18 protein-coding genes are annotated in these 16,853 nt (G+C 66.6%); 7 read left to right on the forward strand and 11 right to left on the reverse strand.

What is annotated here, in order from left to right:
* Nucleotides 1–3 precede the first annotated feature (3 nt).
* Both ACIQC0_RS00555 and pdhA read right to left on the reverse strand, forming a co-directional pair.
* On the reverse strand, nt 4–1,014 hold the full coding sequence (locus tag ACIQC0_RS00555; protein ID WP_377215459.1) for an alpha-ketoacid dehydrogenase subunit beta: 1,011 nt from the start codon (nt 1,012–1,014) through the stop codon (nt 4–6).
* On the reverse strand, nt 1,014–2,183 hold the full coding sequence (gene pdhA, locus ACIQC0_RS00560) for a pyruvate dehydrogenase (acetyl-transferring) E1 component subunit alpha (RefSeq protein ID WP_400532178.1): 1,170 nt from the start codon (nt 2,181–2,183) through the stop codon (nt 1,014–1,016). The genes ACIQC0_RS00555 and pdhA overlap by 1 nt, the downstream gene beginning before the upstream one ends.
* A 195-nt stretch (nt 2,184–2,378) precedes the next feature.
* Between pdhA and ACIQC0_RS00565 the strand changes: the two genes are divergently transcribed.
* The gene (locus tag ACIQC0_RS00565; protein WP_400532179.1) at nt 2,379–2,852 is read left to right on the forward strand and encodes an Lrp/AsnC family transcriptional regulator; all 474 of its coding nucleotides are present in this window, start codon (nt 2,379–2,381) and stop codon (nt 2,850–2,852) included.
* A gap of 147 nt (nt 2,853–2,999) precedes the next feature.
* Entirely contained in the window at nt 3,000–3,599 is a 600-nt protein-coding gene (locus ACIQC0_RS00570; RefSeq protein WP_400532180.1) for a hypothetical protein, read from the forward strand.
* Nucleotides 3,600–3,733: 134 nt separating this feature from the next.
* On the opposite strand, the gene ACIQC0_RS00575 is transcribed toward ACIQC0_RS00570, so the two are convergent.
* Both ACIQC0_RS00575 and ACIQC0_RS00580 read right to left on the reverse strand, forming a co-directional pair.
* Complete coding sequence (locus ACIQC0_RS00575; protein ID WP_377215455.1) at nt 3,734–5,350, reverse strand: cation acetate symporter; 1,617 nt, start codon at nt 5,348–5,350, stop codon at nt 3,734–3,736.
* The gene (locus tag ACIQC0_RS00580) at nt 5,347–5,727 is read right to left on the reverse strand and encodes a DUF485 domain-containing protein (RefSeq protein WP_377215454.1); all 381 of its coding nucleotides are present in this window, start codon (nt 5,725–5,727) and stop codon (nt 5,347–5,349) included. Before ACIQC0_RS00580 ends, ACIQC0_RS00575 begins: the two co-directional genes overlap by 4 nt.
* A gap of 182 nt (nt 5,728–5,909) precedes the next feature.
* Here ACIQC0_RS00580 and ACIQC0_RS00585 point away from each other — a divergent pair, with 182 nt between their 5' ends.
* Genes ACIQC0_RS00585 through ACIQC0_RS00600 form a run of 4 tightly spaced genes read left to right on the forward strand, consistent with a single transcriptional unit; the run spans nt 5,910 to nt 9,686 of the window.
* A complete protein-coding gene (locus tag ACIQC0_RS00585; RefSeq protein WP_400532181.1) occupies nt 5,910–7,112 on the forward strand; it encodes a sensor histidine kinase in 1,203 nt (400 codons plus the stop codon).
* A gap of 36 nt (nt 7,113–7,148) precedes the next feature.
* The gene (locus ACIQC0_RS00590; RefSeq protein ID WP_377215452.1) at nt 7,149–7,865 is read left to right on the forward strand and encodes a LytR/AlgR family response regulator transcription factor; all 717 of its coding nucleotides are present in this window, start codon (nt 7,149–7,151) and stop codon (nt 7,863–7,865) included.
* A complete protein-coding gene (locus ACIQC0_RS00595) occupies nt 7,862–8,212 on the forward strand; it encodes a hypothetical protein (RefSeq protein WP_400532182.1) in 351 nt (116 codons plus the stop codon). Before ACIQC0_RS00590 ends, ACIQC0_RS00595 begins: the two co-directional genes overlap by 4 nt.
* Nucleotides 8,213–8,219: 7 nt before the next feature.
* Nucleotides 8,220–9,686, forward strand: a complete 1,467-nt coding sequence (locus ACIQC0_RS00600; RefSeq protein WP_400532183.1) for a cation acetate symporter — start codon at nt 8,220–8,222, stop codon at nt 9,684–9,686.
* A gap of 20 nt (nt 9,687–9,706) precedes the next feature.
* On the opposite strand, the gene ACIQC0_RS00605 is transcribed toward ACIQC0_RS00600, so the two are convergent.
* The 6 genes from ACIQC0_RS00605 to rpsB all read right to left on the reverse strand — a co-directional run bounded on the left by ACIQC0_RS00605 (nt 9,707) and on the right by rpsB (nt 14,660).
* Entirely contained in the window at nt 9,707–10,291 is a 585-nt protein-coding gene (locus ACIQC0_RS00605) for a DivIVA domain-containing protein (protein ID WP_377215449.1), read from the reverse strand.
* A 75-nt stretch (nt 10,292–10,366) separates the two neighbouring features.
* On the reverse strand, nt 10,367–11,290 hold the full coding sequence (locus ACIQC0_RS00610; protein WP_400532184.1) for a phosphatidate cytidylyltransferase: 924 nt from the start codon (nt 11,288–11,290) through the stop codon (nt 10,367–10,369).
* The gene (gene frr, locus ACIQC0_RS00615) at nt 11,290–11,847 is read right to left on the reverse strand and encodes a ribosome recycling factor (RefSeq protein WP_400532185.1); all 558 of its coding nucleotides are present in this window, start codon (nt 11,845–11,847) and stop codon (nt 11,290–11,292) included. The genes ACIQC0_RS00610 and frr overlap by 1 nt, the downstream gene beginning before the upstream one ends.
* Nucleotides 11,848–11,974: 127 nt before the next feature.
* Nucleotides 11,975–12,712: a UMP kinase gene (pyrH, locus tag ACIQC0_RS00620; protein WP_377215446.1), complete on the reverse strand. Its 738-nt coding sequence runs from the start codon at nt 12,710–12,712 to the stop codon at nt 11,975–11,977.
* A gap of 129 nt (nt 12,713–12,841) precedes the next feature.
* Nucleotides 12,842–13,678 carry a translation elongation factor Ts gene (tsf, locus tag ACIQC0_RS00625; RefSeq protein WP_377215445.1) on the reverse strand — a complete coding sequence of 279 codons (837 nt, stop codon included), beginning with the start codon at nt 13,676–13,678 and terminating at the stop codon, nt 12,842–12,844.
* Between the two features lie 130 nt (nt 13,679–13,808).
* Entirely contained in the window at nt 13,809–14,660 is an 852-nt protein-coding gene (gene rpsB, locus ACIQC0_RS00630) for a 30S ribosomal protein S2 (protein WP_377215444.1), read from the reverse strand.
* Nucleotides 14,661–15,131: 471 nt separating this feature from the next.
* On the opposite strand from rpsB, the gene ACIQC0_RS00635 reads away from it, so the two are divergent.
* Nucleotides 15,132–15,635 carry a M23 family metallopeptidase gene (locus ACIQC0_RS00635; RefSeq protein ID WP_377215443.1) on the forward strand — a complete coding sequence of 168 codons (504 nt, stop codon included), beginning with the start codon at nt 15,132–15,134 and terminating at the stop codon, nt 15,633–15,635.
* Here the strand turns inward: ACIQC0_RS00635 and ACIQC0_RS00640 are convergent.
* Entirely contained in the window at nt 15,632–16,840 is a 1,209-nt protein-coding gene (locus ACIQC0_RS00640) for an acyl-CoA dehydrogenase family protein (RefSeq protein WP_400532186.1), read from the reverse strand. The two genes, ACIQC0_RS00635 and ACIQC0_RS00640, sit on opposite strands and share 4 nt — an antisense overlap.
* Nucleotides 16,841–16,853: the final 13 nt, after the last annotated feature.

The following is a 16,853-nucleotide window of genomic DNA, read 5'->3' on the forward strand; positions in this document are numbered from 1 at the left end:
CGCTCATCCTTCCAGCCCGCTCAGGGAGTTGGGCCGGCCCAAGGCACGGTCCACACCGTCCAGGATGCGGTCAAGGCCCGGCAAGTGGTGCATCTCCACCTTTGAATAGGGATAGGGAACATCGAACCCGGTCACGCGCACCGGCGCGGATTCCAGGTAGTAGAAGCAGCGTTCGGTGATGCTGGCAGCCACTTCCGCGCCCACGCCGCCGGACTGCCCGGCCTCGTGGGTGATGACCATGCGCCCGGTCTTCCGCACGGAGGCAACCACTGTGTCGTAGTCCACGGGGGCCAGCGAGCGCAGGTCGATGACCTCGATGGAGATACCCTCGTCCGCTGCCGCAGCGGCAACGTCCATGCACGTCTTGACCAGGGGCCCGTATGCCACGAGGGTAACGTCGGTGCCCTGGGTGAGGATGCGCGCCTTGTCCATGGGGAATGCCGAACGCGGGTCGACGGACTCGTCCACCTCGCCCTTGTCGTGGTAGCGGCGCTTGGGCTCAAAGTAGAGGACGGGGTCGTCGCAGGCGATGGCCTGCTGGATGACGGTGTGGGCGTCCTGCGGGTTGGATACCGTGACCACGCGCAGCCCGGAGGTGTGCGTGAAGTAGGCCTCCGGGGATTCGGAGTGGTGCTCGGGCGAGCCGATGCCGCCGCCGAACGGAACCCGGATGGTGATGGGCATCTTGACGGCGCCGCGGGTGCGGTAGTGCAGCTTGGCCACCTGGCTGACGATCTGGTCGAAGGCCGGATAGATGAAGCCGTCGAACTGGATTTCCACCACCGGCCGGTAACCGCGATAGGCCAAGCCAACGGCGGTACCCACAATGCCGGACTCGGCCAGAGGCGTATCCACCACCCGGTGCTTGCCGAAGTCCTTCTGCAGGCCATCGGTCACCCGGAACACGCCGCCGAGCGTGCCGATGTCCTCGCCGAGGAGAACCACCTTGGGATCATTTTCCAGCGACTTGCGCAGCCCGGTATTGATGGCACGGGCAAAGGTCATCTGCGTCATCAGCGTGCACCTTCCTGGGAAGCGGCGCCTGCGGGATCACCGAAGGACGCGAGGTAACGGGCGTAGTGGTCCTGCTGCCGGTCCAGCCAGGAGTTGGGCGTGCTGTAGACGTGCTTGAAGACATCCAGGGGCTCAGGGTCCGGCATGGAGATGCAGCCCGAGCGCATTTCCTTGGCCACGGCGTCAGCCTTGCCCTTGACCCGCTGTTCCAGGTCGTCGGTGAGGAGGCCCTTGCGGTCCAGCAGGGCGGCAACACGGGCGATGGGGTCCTTGGCGGCCCAGTCCTCGAGCTCGTTGGGGTCGCGGTAGCGGGTGGGGTCATCCGCCGTCGTGTGCGGTCCCATGCGGTAGCTCACGGCCTCGATGAAGGTGGGGCCGCCGCCGCGGCGGGCCCGGTCCAGTGCTACCCGCGTGGCGGCCATCACGGCCAGGACATCGTTTCCATCCACGCGGAGGCTGGGAATGCCGAAGCCGGTGGCCCTGTCTGCCAGCTGGATGTGGGACTGCAGGCGCACTGGCTCGGAAATGGCCCAGTGGTTGTTGGTACAGAAGAACACGACGGGAACCTGATAGCTGGCAGCAAAGACCATCGCCTCGTTGACGTCGCCTTCACTGGTGGCGCCATCGCCGAAGTAGGTGATGGCCACTGAGTCGGCGCCGTCGTTCTGGATGCCCATGGCATATCCGGTGGCGTGCAGCGTCTGGGCGCCGATGATGATCTGCGGAGTGGCCATGTTCACCGTGGCCGGGTCCCAGCCGGAAGACGCATTGCCGCGCCATACCCGCACCAGGTCGGTGAGGTCCACGCCGCGGCAGTAGGCCACGCCGTTTTCCCGGTAGCTGGAGAAAATATAGTCGTCCTCCCGGAGCGCCCGGGCTGAGCCAACCTGTGCTGCCTCCTGGCCGAGCAGCGGCGGCCACAGGGCGAGCTCACCCTGGCGCTGCAGCGCGGTGGCTTCGACATCGATCCGCCGGATGACGGTGAGGTCCTCATACAGCGAACACAGCTGTTCGTCGGACACGTCCTTGACCCAGAAATCAAATTCGGGATGGCTGATCCGCTCCCCCGCGGGGGTGATCAGCTGGACGAGGTTCTGCCCTGCTCCTTGGGTACTCCGGGCGCCGTTCCGGGATCCTGCCCCGATGTGGCCCGCTTCGTCTGTAGACACGATAGCCCGCAACCTTCTTACGTCGTTGACCTGCGGCTGGAGGAGCTTGTGGCCCCGGCCAGCGCCTGCCTTCCGGGCGCCGTTGCCCCGGATACTGTGACCCTACTCACAATGCTCAGGGGGCACAACCACTTTGAAATTCCTTGAGCATAATGCTCTGTCCGGACACTCCGCACCGTGCTAACGTTGCGCATTATGCAAGCTTTGGATGGCACTGACACCCGCCTGCTGTCTGCCCTCGCGCAGGACCCCCGCAGGACGGTGGTGGCACTTGCCCAGACGCTGGGACTTTCCCGGAACACCGTCCAGGCGCGCATGGCCCAACTGGAGAAGAAGCACGTCTTCCTTTCCTTCGAGCGGCGCATCAATCCGGCGTCCCTGGGGTACCCCCTGATGGCGTTCATTTCCGTCCACGTCCAGCAGCAGAAGCTGGGCGAACTGGCCGGCAAGCTTGCGGACATTCCGGAGATTCTGGAGGGCTACGGCCTGACCGGGTCCGCGGACCTGCTGCTGCGCGTGGTGGCCCTGGATGCCGAGGACCTGTTCCGGATTAACGGCAAGATCTTGGCGTGCGACGGCGTCGACCGCACCGATACGGCACTGGCGATGGGCGAACTCATTCCCTTCCGGGTCCAGCCCTTGCTCGAGCGCGGATCCGCCGGGGCGTGACCGGAAGCGGCCGGCTTCCGGTTCCCACTTCCGGCGCAACGAAAGTACGGACCGGGCGGCGCGCCCGATAGGCTGGTGCCCGTTATTGCGCGGATCCAGTGCGCGCGTCCAGGCGGTGCCTCCGCACCACGTCCGGAAAGGCTTCCCTTGAGCGGTCCCCAGGAACCTTACCCGTCCCAGCAGCCGCGCCTGCCGCACGGCCTGCCGCCCGTCCCGGACAGAGAGCCGCAGCAGTCACCCGGACAGGATGACGACGGCGGCGTGCAGCCGGGCGGGCGGCGCAAGGCCCGCGCCGCGGCCCGTGCAGAGGGCCGCGTCCCGGGCAGGCCCCGGCCCATGGTCCTGCTGGCCGGCGCCGGCGGACTCGTGCTCCTGCTGGTCCTTGGCATCATCATCGCCGTCAACGTCACAGGCAGCACCAGCAACCAGGCCCGTGGCCTGGCGAAAGACTTCACGGATCTGGTGATCGCCGGCGACACCGCCAAGGCCTACCGCGAATACCTGGACCCCGCACTCCAGGAGCAGCTGTCCAAGGAACAGTTCATGGCCGGTATCGGCACCCTGAAGCTGACCCAAAGCTGCGAACCGGCCTTCAACGACTTCACGGTAGACAACGATGGCGGCACCAGGCGTGCTGATGTCACTGGCCTGATCACCTGCGGGGACAGGAAGACCGATCTGTCCTACCGTTTCGAGGGTGCCGACCAGCTCAAGATGACAAGCATCACCCTGCGCCCGGCGGGCTAGCACCGAGGCTTTCCTGAAGCACGAAGCCCCTGCGCCTTGAACGGGAGTCCAAGGCGCAGGGGCTTCGTGGTGTGCGGACCGGACCCCTTGCGGTGCCCTTCAGGTGCAGTGCACCCGGCCCGGCAACGGCCGGATCAGTGATCCACCGCCTTCTCGGCGCCGACGCCGGTCAGCGACCGCACCTCCATTTCGGCCTGCTTGGCGCTGTCTTCCCGGTTCTTGTCCAGGGTCGTTCCCAGCCAACCAAGGAAGAACGCCAGCGGGATGGAGACGATACCCGGGTTGCTGAGCGGGAAGAACGCAAAGTCGGCGCTCGGAATCATGGACTTCTCCGTGCCCGAAACCACCGGGGAGAACATGATCAGGATGATTGCCGAGGCGAGGCCGCCATACATGCTCCACACCGCACCCTGTGTGGTGAACTTCCGCCAAAACAGGGAGTACACGATGGTGGGCAGGTTTGCCGAGGCAGCCACCGCGAAGGCGAGTGCCACCAGGAAGGCGACGTTCTGGCCGTTGGCGAGGATACCGCCAAGGATGGCCAGGACTCCGATGACCACGACGGTGCGCCGGGCCACCTTGACCTCCGTCTCGGCGTCGGCCTTTCCCTTGGAGATGACGCTGGCGTAGATGTCATGGGCGAAGGACGCCGCCGCGGTGATGGTCAGGCCGGCCACCACGGCGAGGATGGTGGCGAATGCCACCGCCGAGATGAAGCCGAGCAGGAGCGGGCCGCCCAGGTAGAAGGCCAAGAGCGGGGCAGCGGAGTTGACGCCGCCGGGCGCGGACTTGATGGTCTCGGCACCCACCAGGGCAGCGGCGCCGTAGCCCAGCACCAGGGTGAACAGGTAGAACAGGCCAATCAGCCAGATGGACCACACCACGGACTTGCGGGCCTCTTTGGCCGTGGGCACGGTGTAGAAGCGCATCAGGACGTGCGGCAGGGCTGCGGTGCCCAGGACCAGGGCCAGGCCCAGGGACATGAAGTCGAGTTTGGACGTCTCGGACTTGCCGTATTGCAGGCCCGGGTTAAGCACGGCGGGATTGTTGGCCGTGTCCACTGCGGCGCCGAGCAGGCTGGAGAGGTTGAAGCCGTAGATGGCCAGCACCCACAGGGTCATTACGGCGGCACCGGCAATCAGCAGGATGGCCTTGATGATCTGCACCCAGGTGGTGCCCTTCATGCCGCCGATCAGGACGTACATGATCATGAGGGCGCCGACGACGATGATCACCAGGGCCTGTCCGCCCCAGTCGCTGATGCCGAGCAGCAGCGAGATGAGGCTGCCGGCGCCGGCCATCTGGGCGAGGAGGTAGAAGAAGCAGACGGCCAGGGTGGACAGTGCCGCAGCGATCCGGACCGGGCGCTGCTTCAGCCGGAAGGAGAGCACGTCCGCCATGGTGAACTTGCCCGTATTGCGGAGAAGTTCCGCCACCAGGAGCAGGGCCACCAGCCAGGCAACCAGGAAGCCAATGGAGTACATGAAGCCGTCATAGCCGTTGATGGCGATGGCGCCGGTGATGCCCAGGAAGGAAGCCGCGGACAGGTAGTCGCCGGCGATGGCGGTGCCGTTCTGGGAACCGGTAAATGACCGGCCGGCCGCGTAGTAGTCGGCGGCAGTCTTGTTGTTCCGGCTGGCCCGGAACACAATGACCATGGTGACGGCCACGAAGAGGCCGAAGATGCCCATGTTCAGCAGCGTGGTGTCCTTCAGGGCGGACACGTCCACCGCCGTGGCGATTCCGATCATTTGTTTACTCCGCCCACTGGGTTGCCGTGCTTATCAAATTCGTGCCCTTCGATTTCGTGGCGGATCTCCGCCGCGATCGGGTCCAGCCGCCGGTTGGAGTAGCTCACGTACCAGCCGGTGATCGCAAAGGTGGAGACGAACTGGAGCAGGCCCAGGATCAGGCCGATGTTGATGTTCCCCCAGACCTTGGTGGACATGAAGTCCACGGCGTAGTCCGCGAGCAGGACGTACGCGAAGTACCACAGCAGGAATGCCGCGGCCATGGGAAAGACAAAGCTGCGGTGACGTTTGCGCAGTTCCTGGAACCGCTCCGTCGATTGGACCTCTTCAAAGTCCACGGACGCCGCTGCGTCCGGAGTGTGGGCGTCGTGACCCATCATTCCTCCTCATTGAGACTTGCCTGGACACACCGGGCGGCAGGGCCCCGCAAGGCGTACCGGCGCTGTGACTCCCATCACTCTGCTGTGTGGGGCGGGGAACATTCCAGCCCCCGCGGTGGTGCGGTCGCTCAACGGCCCCGATGCTGCGACAAGCGGCAGCCGCCGCTACGCTGGGCACCATGCCCGACTCCCCCCTCCTGACCGCCGCGGCGGTGGCCGTCATCGCCCTGGCCGTTGCCGCCGTCGTCGGCGTGGGACTGAAAGTACTCCGCTCCTTCCGCGAGCTGGGCACCGACGCCGAGCGGGCCACCTACCACACGCTGCACGCCGCGTCCCAGGCGGGACAGCACCTGCGGCGCGGGCTCAATCCGGCCGGAGCGGCCAAGGCCAGCCGGCAGCTGAGGGCCCTGCTGGGCTGCGAGGCCCTGGCGATCACGGACACGGCCGGGGTGCTGGCCTGGGACGGCGCCGCCGAGGACCTGAAGCCGCGCCTGATGGATCTCGCTGCGGGGGTCCTGTCTGGTGGCCACACGGCGGTGCTGCGCGCCGGCAGTCCGTCCGGGCCGGACGCGGTTGACGCTACCGGAGGCCCCCTGGCAGCGGTCATTGCGCCCGTGCGTGCCGGCACCCGGGTAGTGGGTGCGGTGGCGGCCTTTGCGCCCACGGCCGGCGCCGGCCTGGTCCGGGCCACCACCGAAGTGGCGGACTGGGTGGCGGCGCAGGTGGAACTGGCTGAGCTGGACGCTTCGCGCACCCTCCTGATGGAAGCCGAAGTCCGGGCCCTCCGCGCCCAGATCAGCCCGCACTTCATCTACAACTCGTTGAACGCGATTGCGTCCTTCATCAATACGGACCCCGCCCGGGCGCGCGAACTGGTGGTCGAATTCGCCGACTTCACCCGCTATTCCTTCCGGCGGCACGGCGACTTCACCACACTGGCCGAGGAGCTGCGCTGCATCGACCGGTACCTGCTGCTGGAGCGTGCGCGGTTCGGCGAGCGCGTCCAGGTAAGCCTCCGCGTGGCGCCGGAGGTCCTCAGCACGGTCATCCCGTTCCTGAGCCTGCAGCCGCTGGTAGAAAACGCCGTGCGGCACGGCCTGGAGGCCAAGGAGGGCCCCGGCCACATCAGCATCACGGCCAACGACGCCGGCGCCTTCGCCGAGGTGACCATCGAGGACGACGGCGTGGGCATGGACCCGGCGCAGCTCCAAGCCGTCCTGGCCGGGCACGCGGACGGCGACCATGTGGGACTGCGCAATGTGGACGCCCGGCTGCGGCAGGTTTACGGCAACGACCACGGCCTGGTCATCGAAACCGCCCCCGGCGAGGGCACGCTCATCACCATGCGGGTGCCCAAGTCCCAGCCGGGGCACGATGCCTGAGGCCGCTTTGGCGGACGCGTTGGCTAACCTAGGAACATGATCAATGTCCTCGTCGTCGACGATGAGCTTCCCGCCGTCGAAGAGCTCGCGTTCCTGCTGGGCCGGGACGAACGGGTGGGGAAGGTCTTGCGGGCAACCTCCGGCAGCGAAGCGCTGAAGGCACTGGCCGCCGGCGGCGTGGACGCAGTCTTCCTGGACATCCACATGCCCGCCCTCTCCGGCCTGGACATCGCCCGTGCCATCGCCGGGAGCAGTAACCCGCCGGCGGTGGTCTTCGTCACCGCGGACGAGGACCACGCGCTGGACGCCTTCGAACTGGCCGCGGTGGACTACCTCCTCAAGCCGGTGCGCGCGGAGCGACTGGCGCGCTCGGTGGCGCGGATCAGTGAAATGCACGACGGCGCCGCCGCACCGGAGATGATCACAGTTGACCAGGGCGGGACCACCAAAATGATCAGGCGCGACGACGTCACGTACGTCCAGGCGCAGGGAGACTACGCGCGGCTCCACACGACGGACGCCAGCTATCTGATCCGGGTGCCCCTGGCCGACCTGGAGCAGCAGTGGGCCGAGGCCGGCTTCATCCGCACGCACCGTTCGTACCTGGTGGCGCTGAAGCACGTGACGTCGATGAAGCTCGCCGCGGACGGTCCCAGCGTCACGGTGGCAGGTGCGGGGCTTCCCATCAGCCGGCGGCACCTGCCCCTGGTCCGGGAGAAGCTCGAGACGACCCGGATCAGGCCGCAGTCATGACCCGGGTCCGCGTCACCGCGCCGCGCACCGCGGTGCAGCCGGCCAAGGAAAGCCGCGAGGCCGCACTCGACTCCGAGGTGGGCCAACTGTTCGTCCGCTCGCTGATCCGGTCCCAGCTCCGGCTGGCCCTGGTGGTGGCCAGCGGGTTCCTGCTGATCCTGGGGGCATTCCCGCTCCTGCTCGCCGCCGCGCCGGGCCTGGCCGGGACGCGGATTGCCGGTATCCCCTTCAGCTGGCTGCTGCTGGGCGCCGGCATCTACCCGGTCATAGGCCTCAGTGCCTGGCTGTTCATCCGGTCCGCGGCCCGCAACGAGGCACGCTACCGCGACCTCGCCGAAGACCGGTGAGGCCGGCATGAACCCGGCAGTGGCGCTCGCCGCCGTGGCCGTGGTGGTCCTGGCCACCGCCGCCATCGGTTTCTACGGGCTGCGGATCTCCCGCACCACCGGCGACTTCTACGTTGCCTCCCGGACCGTGCGGCCCTGGTGGAACGCCTCGGCCATCGGCGGTGAGTACCTGTCCGCGGCCAGTTTCCTGGGCGTCGCCGGGCTCATCCTGCTGTCCGGGACCGACGCGTTGTGGTTTCCGGTGGGCTATACGGCGGGATACCTCATGCTGCTGCTGTTCGTGGCGGCCCCGCTGCGGCGCTCCGGGGCTTACACGATTCCGGACTTTACCGAGGCACGGCTGGACTCCCTTGCCGTGCGGCGGGTGACCAGCATGGTGGTGGTGCTGGTGGGCTGGCTGTACATCGTCCCGCAGCTGCACGGAGCAGCGCTGACCATCAGGATCACCACGGGGCTGCCGTCCTGGGCAGGCTCCGTTGCGGTGGTCGTGGTGGTGTGCCTGACGGTGGTTGCGGGAGGGATGCGTTCCATTACGTTCGTCCAGGCGTTCCAGTACTGGCTGAAGCTCACGGCGCTGGCCGTCCCCATCGTGTTCATGGTCTTCGTGCTGGCCGGCAACGGAACTCCGGCGCTGTCCGGGCCGGACGTCAACCCCACCAACGCCCTGCCGGCGGGCATGTACCAGAACATCTCACTGTTGGTGGCCCTGTTGTTCGGCACCCTGGGGCTCCCCCACGTGCTGGTCCGCTTCTACACGAACCCGGACGGCCAGTCGGCCCGGCGGACCACCCTGATCGTGCTGGGCCTGCTGTCAGTGTTCTACCTCTTTCCCACGGCCTATGGTTTCGTGGGCCGGGTGTTCGCTCCGGACCTTGCGCGGTCCGGGCAGGCGGACGCCATGGTGCTGCTGCTGCCCGGCCGGCTGGTGGGCGGGACCGCCGGGGACCTGCTGTCCGCCCTGGTGGTGGCCGGCGCCTTTGCGGCTTTCCTGTCCACCACCTCCGGGCTGGTGGTGTCGCTGGCCGGCGTCATCAGCCAGGATGCGCTGGGCGGCGGAGTCGGCGGCTTCCGCCTGGCCGCTGTGGTGTCAGCGGTGGTGCCGCTGGGCTTTGCGTTCATGACGGATTCGTTTGCGCTGGCCGGCAGCGTGGGGCTGGTGTTTGCGTTCACCGCCTCCACCGTCTGCCCGGTGCTGCTGCTGGGGATCTGGTGGCGGGGCCTGACCGACGCCGGCGCCATCGCAGGGATGCTGACCGGCGGCCTGTTGTGCGGCGGCGCGCTGGTGGCGGGTGCCCTTGCCGGGGCGCACAATATCCCCGGCTGGCTGGCCCAGCCTGCAGCGTGGACCGTGCCGGCCGCGTTCGGGGTCATGGTGCTGGTGTCCCGGGCCACTTCCCGGCGGGTGCCGCGCACCGTCCAGCGGGTCATGACGCGGCTGCATACTCCGGAGCGGCCCCTGGCCACCGAGCGCTGAGCTGCGGCTTCGCCGGCTTGTTAGTCGATGGCGGCCATCAGTTCGACCACGCGGTCCAGGAACGCGTCCACCTGGGCTTCTTCGTAGCCTTCGCGGCCCACGGCGGGACGGAAAACGGCACGGCGCACGCTGTCCACGCTGAGCGGCTTGTCCTTCTCCAGGTAGCCGATGAGCTCCCGGCACAGCCGGTCCACGTCGGCGGTGTTGTAGCTGCGGGCCTTTTTCCGGGACGGCCGGCGGAAGCGTTCGCCGTCGGGCCGGTGCAGGCGGCCCCGCAGGGTTCCGGACAATTGGCCGATCTCGCGCAGCCACGCTTCCTCGCCGCGGGCCGCGATGAGGTCATCCCGCTCCCTGCGGGCAAAGGCATCCTCCAGCCGGTCCAGGGCTGCATCCACGCGCGATGCGGAGTAGCCGCCCTTCACCGGGTCAAAGGAGACACTGCGGACATCCCCGCTGGTGACCGGATGGGTCGCCGCTTCCGGGGTCTCCAGGGACACGCGCGCACGGGCCAGGAACTGGTCCACCTGCTTGGCGTTGTAGCCGTAGTCGCTCCGTCCCACGCGCTCAAAGGACGCGGGAATCTGCCGGTGTTGGTCCAATGCCACTGTGTTTTCCTTCAATGTTCTTCTGCCGGATCGCTTGCACCATTCTAGGTGCCGCGGACGCGCCCGGGATGGATGTCAGGCGCCCGCTGCCAGCCCGAACAGGATGAACGCCACGGGGGCAGCGAAGACGATCGAATCGAGCCGGTCCATCACGCCGCCGTGGCCGGGAAGGATGGAGCTCATGTCCTTGATGCCGAGTTCGCGCTTGACCATGGATTCGGCCAGGTCCCCGGCTGTGGCGGCGGCTACCAGGGCAACTGCCAGTACCACTCCGACCCACCACGGCTTATCCAGGACGAAAACGCTGGCCAGCACGCCCACCACCGCAGCCCCGCCCACGGATCCGGCGAAGCCTTCCCAGGATTTCTTGGGGCTGATCTTCGGCGCCATGGGATGTTTGCCCAGGGAGGCCCCCACCAGGTAGCCGAACGTGTCGTTGGCAACCACCAGGAGGAGCATGACGGCAACCTGCAGCGCTCCTTCAGGCACCGTGCCGCCGGGCCAGAGGCCCAGCGGCGACGCTCCGATGCCGGCGTGGAGCGGCAGTGCGGCGAAACTGATGAAGAAGGGCACCCAGCCCAGGGCAAAAACACCCGCGAAGATGCTGTTGGCCGAGCCCGCCGCCCCCTCGATGGAGCGCCACAGCAGCACGGCTACGGAACTCAGCAGCAGGGCGAAGAGCAGGCTCTCGATCCCACCGAGATAGGCCGCGAACGGCATGGCCACGGTGCCGGTCATCACGGGAATGATGGGCAGCCTGGTGCCGTTGGCTTCCAGTGCGCGGAAGATCTCCCACACGCCGAACACGGCGAAGGTGGTGGTGACCGCCACGAATCCGAGCGGAAGGAACAGCAGGCCGCCCAGCACGCCGAACAGCATGGTCAGCCCCACCACCACCGCGGCGGGCAGGTTGCGTCCCGCTTTGGGGGTGGGGTTGGCCCTGGGCCGCTTCCCCCGTGTACGCGGACCCTGTGCGGGGGCCTGTTCTGCCTGGCCCATCAGACTTCGAGCAGCTCAGCTTCCTTGCGCTTTAGCAGCTCGTCGATGCCGTCCACGTGGGCCTTGGTCAGGTTGTCCAGTTCCTTCTCCGCCCGGGTGCCCTCGTCCTCGCCCGCTTCGCCGTCCTTGACCAGCTTGTCCAGGGTTTCCTTGGCCTTACGGCGGATATTGCGGATGGAGACCTTGGCGTCCTCGCCCTTGGTCTTGACGATCTTGACGTACTCCTTGCGGCGCTCCTTGGTCAGTTCCGGAATGGTGATCCGGATGACGTTGCCGTCGTTGGACGGATTTGCCCCCACCTCGGAATCGCTCAGGGCACGCTCGATGTCCCGCAAGGCGGTCTTGTCGAACGGCGTGATCAGGATGGTGCGGGCATCCGGGATGGCAAAGGAAGCAAGCTGCTGCAGCGGGGTGGGCGATCCGTAATACTCCACCAGCACCTTGTTGTAGAGGCCGGGGTTGGCGCGGCCGGTACGGACGGAAGCGAAGTCTTCCTTGGCTACCTCGACTGCCTTGTCCATCTTTTCTTCGGCTTCGAGCAAGGTTTCTTCGATCACGGTCTCTCCTGACGGTTCTGGTGCAGTCCGGGGCGCCGGTTTGATGCACAAGGTGGTTCTCTGTAGCTGCTTCCGTCCCCGGCGCAGGGCCGGGGACGAAACTGTCCTGCAAACATCCTAGCCGCAGCTAGGCTGTGACCAGCGTGCCCAGCTTCTCGCCGAGGATGGCGCGGGTGACGTTGCCCTCGCCCTCCATGCCGAACACCACCATGGAGAGCTTATTGTCCTTGCACATGGTCATGGCGGTCTGGTCCATGACCCGGATGTCCCGGCGCAGGGCATCGTCATAGCTGAGGGTCTCGAGCCGTTCGGCGGTGGGATCTTTCTTGGGATCGGCGGTGTAGACGGCGTCGACGCCGCTCTTGGCCATGAGCACGACGTCGGCGTGCACTTCAAGGGCACGCTGGGCGGCGACGGTATCGGTGGAGAAGTATGGGAGGCCGGCGCCTGCGCCGAAGATGACAACGCGGCCTTTTTCCATGTGGCGGATCGCGCGGCGCGGAATGTAGGCCTCGGCCACCTGACCCATGGTGATGGCGCTCTGGACCCGGGTTTCCACGCCGGCCTGCTCCAGGAAATCCTGCAGCGCGAGGCAGTTCATGACGGTGCCCAGCATCCCCATGTAGTCGGCGCGGGAGCGGTCCATGCCGCTCTGGGAAAGTTCTGCGCCGCGGAAGAAGTTGCCGCCGCCCACTACGATGGCCACTTCCACCTCGGGGACGGCCGCTGCGATCTGCTTGGCTACGTCGCGGACCGTTTCGGGGTCGACACCCAGCTTTCCGCCGCCGAAGACCTCGCCTGAAAGCTTCAGGAGGACGCGGCGCCTGCTCTTCTCTGGCTGGATTACAGTGTTGACGGCTTCCATGATGCCTTCCCGTTGATGATCTGAAAAAAGGTTATCCTGCCCGGGCAGCTGGTCGGAACCGGCCGGGCGGCAATCGGCGCGCATGCAAAAGGGGCGGCCACCGAAGTGGCCACCCCTTGCATGGATCGACTAGGAGCCGACGCGGAAGCGTGCGAACGCGGTTCCCTTGACGCCGGCCTCTTCGAGGACCTGCGCCACGGACTTCTTGGCGTCCTTCGCGAATGCCTGGTCAACCAGGACCTCACCCTTGTAGAAGCCCGTCACACGGCCTTCGACGATCTTGGTGAGTGCGGCTTCGGGCTTGCCCTCGGCCTTTGCGGTCTCTTCGGCGATGCGGCGCTCGGACTCGACCAGTTCGGCCGGAACGTCCTCGCGGGTCAGGTAGTTCGGGGCCATCGCTGCAATGTGGACAGCGACGTCGTGGGCTGCGGTGGCAGCGGCTTCGCCTTCACCGTCAACAGCGAACAGCACGCCGACCTGGGCCGGGAGGTCCTTGGAGGTCTTGTGCAGGTAGGCGTCAACCGTTGCGCCTTCGAGGCGGGCAATGCGGCGGACAACAACCTTCTCACCCAGGACTGCGCCTTCTTCGACGACGACCTCGGACAGCGGCTTGCCGTCAACTTCGGTGGCCAGCAGGGTCTCGAGGTCGGCTGCGCCGGACTCGACGGCCACGGCCAGGACCTTGTCAGCCAGCTGGATGAACTTGTCAGCCTTGGCGACGAAGTCGGTCTCGCAGTTGACTTCGATCATGACGCCAACGCCGTTGCTGACCTTGGCGGCGACGAGGCCTTCAGCGGTGGAGCGGCCTTCACGCTTCGTGGCGCCCTTGAGGCCCTTGATGCGGATGATTTCGATGGCCTTCTCGGCGTCACCGTTGGCTTCGTCAAGAGCCTTCTTGACATCCATCATGCCGGCGCCGGTGCGCTCGCGCAGGGCCTTGATGTCCGCGGCAGTGTAGTTCGCCATGTGAACCCCTCTGTCTAGAAATTTGATGTGGTGTACGGACTGACAGGACAGCAGCCCGCCTGGCGGGCCGCCATCCTGTCAGCGGCTCCGGCGCCGCGGGCGGCGCCGGAGAATCCGGATTTACTTGTTGTTACTTGGCGTCTTCGGCCGGAGCTTCGGCAGCAGCCGGAGCTTCTTCTGCCGGAGCGGCGGGAGCAGCAGCGGCTTCTTCGGCCTTGTTACCTTCGAGGAGCTCGCGCTCCCACTCGGCCAGCGGCTCTTCCGGAGCTTCGGTAGCGCCCGTGCCGCGGTTGTTGCGGGCGATCAGGCCCTCTGCAACGGCGTCGGCAACAACGCGGGTCAGGAGGTTCACGGAGCGGATGGCGTCGTCGTTGCCCGGGATCGGGAAGTCGACTTCGTCAGGATCGCAGTTGGTGTCCAGGATGGCCACAACCGGGATGTTCAGCTTCTTGGCCTCGTCAACGGCGAGGTGTTCCTTCTTGGTGTCCACGACCCAGAGCAGGGACGGAGCCTTTGTCAGGTTGCGGATACCGCCGAGGTTGGCTTCCAGCTTGGTGAGCTCGCGCTTGAGGAGCAGCAGCTCCTTCTTGGTGTAGGCGGAACCGGCGACGTCATCGAAGTCGATCTCTTCGAGTTCCTTCATGCGCTGGATACGCTTGGCGACGGTCTGGAAGTTGGTGAGCATACCGCCGAGCCAGCGCTGGTTCACGTAGGGCTGGCCAACGCGGGTTGCCTGCTCGGCAATTGCTTCCTGGGCCTGCTTCTTGGTGCCGACGAAGAGCACGGTGCCGCCGTGGGCAACAGTGGCCTTGACGAACTCGTAGGCGCGGTCGATGTAGGACAGCGACTGCTGCAGGTCGATGATGTAGATGCCGTTGCGCTCGGTGAAGATGAAGCGCTTCATCTTCGGGTTCCAACGGCGGGTCTGGTGTCCAAAGTGGACGCCGCTGTCAAGCAGCTGGCGCATGGTTACGACGGGCATGCCGACGCTCCTTCCGGCAGGTCATTCATGAGAGAGCCCCGAGGCTTCTTACCCTGCCAATAGTTGACGGTTGGTTTAGCGTGGCCCGGACGGGCCGTGCTCCTGGCATCCACCGCGCTTCCCATCCGTGCCGCAAGGCCCGGACCGCAGGAGGCGCAGTCCTTCACAGCTGAAGTTTGGGGCTTCTGTTGTGAAGGGCTGGATACGCGTAGTCAGCCACCGCTCCCCCACACTCCTGAATGAGATGTGCTGACGCTGCCCGGACAGGGAAAAATTCCGCTGGAATAATCCACCGGAACGGGAAGCGTTGAGGGCGCAGCAAACTGCTCCCCCAAGTGTACTACAGCCGCCCGCTCCGGGGGGACGGCTCACGCGGCCTGGACTCCCCCGCGAGGCACGGGGCTGCCGGCTTTTCCACATAGAGCGGCACACCCCTGCCGCACCGGCGGGCGGCCGCCACATGCTGGGCAGATGAAGACCATGGCGATCCTTGCCGCGCTGCTCCTGCCCCTGCCGGTTTCCGTCGCCCCGGGCCCTGTGTCCGGCCCGCTGGCGGCGGGCCCCACCTGGCAGTGGCCGCTGCAGCCCCGCCCGCCTGTCCTACGGGGCTTCGACCCGCCGCCGCAGCCATGGCTGAGCGGCCACCGGGGCGTTGATCTTGGAGCAGTGGACGACGGCGCACAGGTCATCTCGCCTGCCGACGGTACGGTCAGTTTCGTGGGGACCGTGGTTGACCGCCCCGTCCTGACCATCGACCACGGCAATGGACTCCGGAGCAGCTTCGAGCCGGTGGAGAGCACGCTCAGCAAGGGGACGCACGTGGAGGCGGGCCAGTCGGTGGGCATCCTTGGAACCGGGCACTGCGCCGCTCCCTGCGTCCATTGGGGCGTGCGCGAGGACGGGGACTACGTCAACCCGCTGAAATTCGTCATGGACCTGCGCCCGTCCGTCCTGCTGCCGCTCGGGACCGGCTAGACGATGGCCGAGATCCCGGTGACGCTGCGGCCCGCCACCAGGGTGTTGATTTCATGGGTCCCCTCGTAGGAGTAGATGGCTTCGGCGTCAGCGAAGATCTTGGCCATGCCAAAGTCGGTAACAATGCCGTTACCCCCGAGCAGGCTCCGGCCCAGGGCTGCGCTCTCGCGCATCCGGGCAGTGGTGAATGCCTTGGCCAGGGCGGACTGCTCATCCCTGGCCTGGCCGTCAGCCTCCAGCTGCGAGAGCCGCACCATCATGCCCATGGAGCTGACCGCGTTTCCCAGAATCTGGACCAGCTGCCCCTGGACCAGCTGGTAGGAGGCCAGCGGCTTGCCGAACTGGTGACGCTCCACGGCATACCGGCGGGCGACGTCGAACGTGGCAAGCTGCAGGCCGACAGCCTGCCAGGCTACGGCAAGCCGGGTTACCTTGAGCACCCTGTTGACGTCCTTGAAACTGTTGGCATGGGCCAGCTTGAAGAAGTCCGGGACCACCACGTCTTCCAGCGTGATGTCGGCATTCTGGACGGTGCGGAGCGAGATCTTGTTTTCGATTTTCGCGGCCCGGAACCCCGGCAGGGAAGTGTCCACCAGGAAGCCCTTGACCTGGTTGTCGGCCACATCGCGCGCGAACACGACGACCCAGTCTGCGAACGTCGCGTTTCCGATCCAGCGCTTGGCGCCGTTGAGGATCCAAGTGTCCCCGTCACGCCGGGCCGTGGTGCGCGTGCCGCCGGCAACGTCGCTGCCGCCCAGCGGTTCCGTCAGTCCGAAGGCACCGGTTTTCCGCAGGGAGTAGATGTCCGGCAGCCAGGCTTCCTGCTGTTCCGTGGAGGCCAGCGCCTCGATGGAACCGGTAAAGAGGCCGTCATGGACGCCCAGGAAGGTGGCGATCGAGGCGTCGGCGCGGGTTACTTCGGCGTGCAGCAGGCCCGCGAAGAGCGTGGAGTAGCCCTGCCGGCGCACCGGGCTCACCAGGTCGACCTGGGCCAGCTTGGGAATGAGGTCCATCGGGAATTCGGCCCGGTTCCAGAAATCCGTGGCGATCGGCTTCACTTCGCGGTCCAGGAACGTGCGGACCTCCGCGAGGCGGTCCCGCTCCTTGTCCGTCAGGAGCTGCTCGAAGGCGTAAAAGTCACCGTCAGCGTAAGGCAGGGCCGGAGCCTCGCCGGGGGTTGCAGCAGGAGTGGACACAGCGGACATGGCTACCTCGCAA

This window comes from Pseudarthrobacter sp. NPDC092419 (assembly GCF_044755045.1).
Classification (GTDB): domain Bacteria; phylum Actinomycetota; class Actinomycetes; order Actinomycetales; family Micrococcaceae; genus Arthrobacter.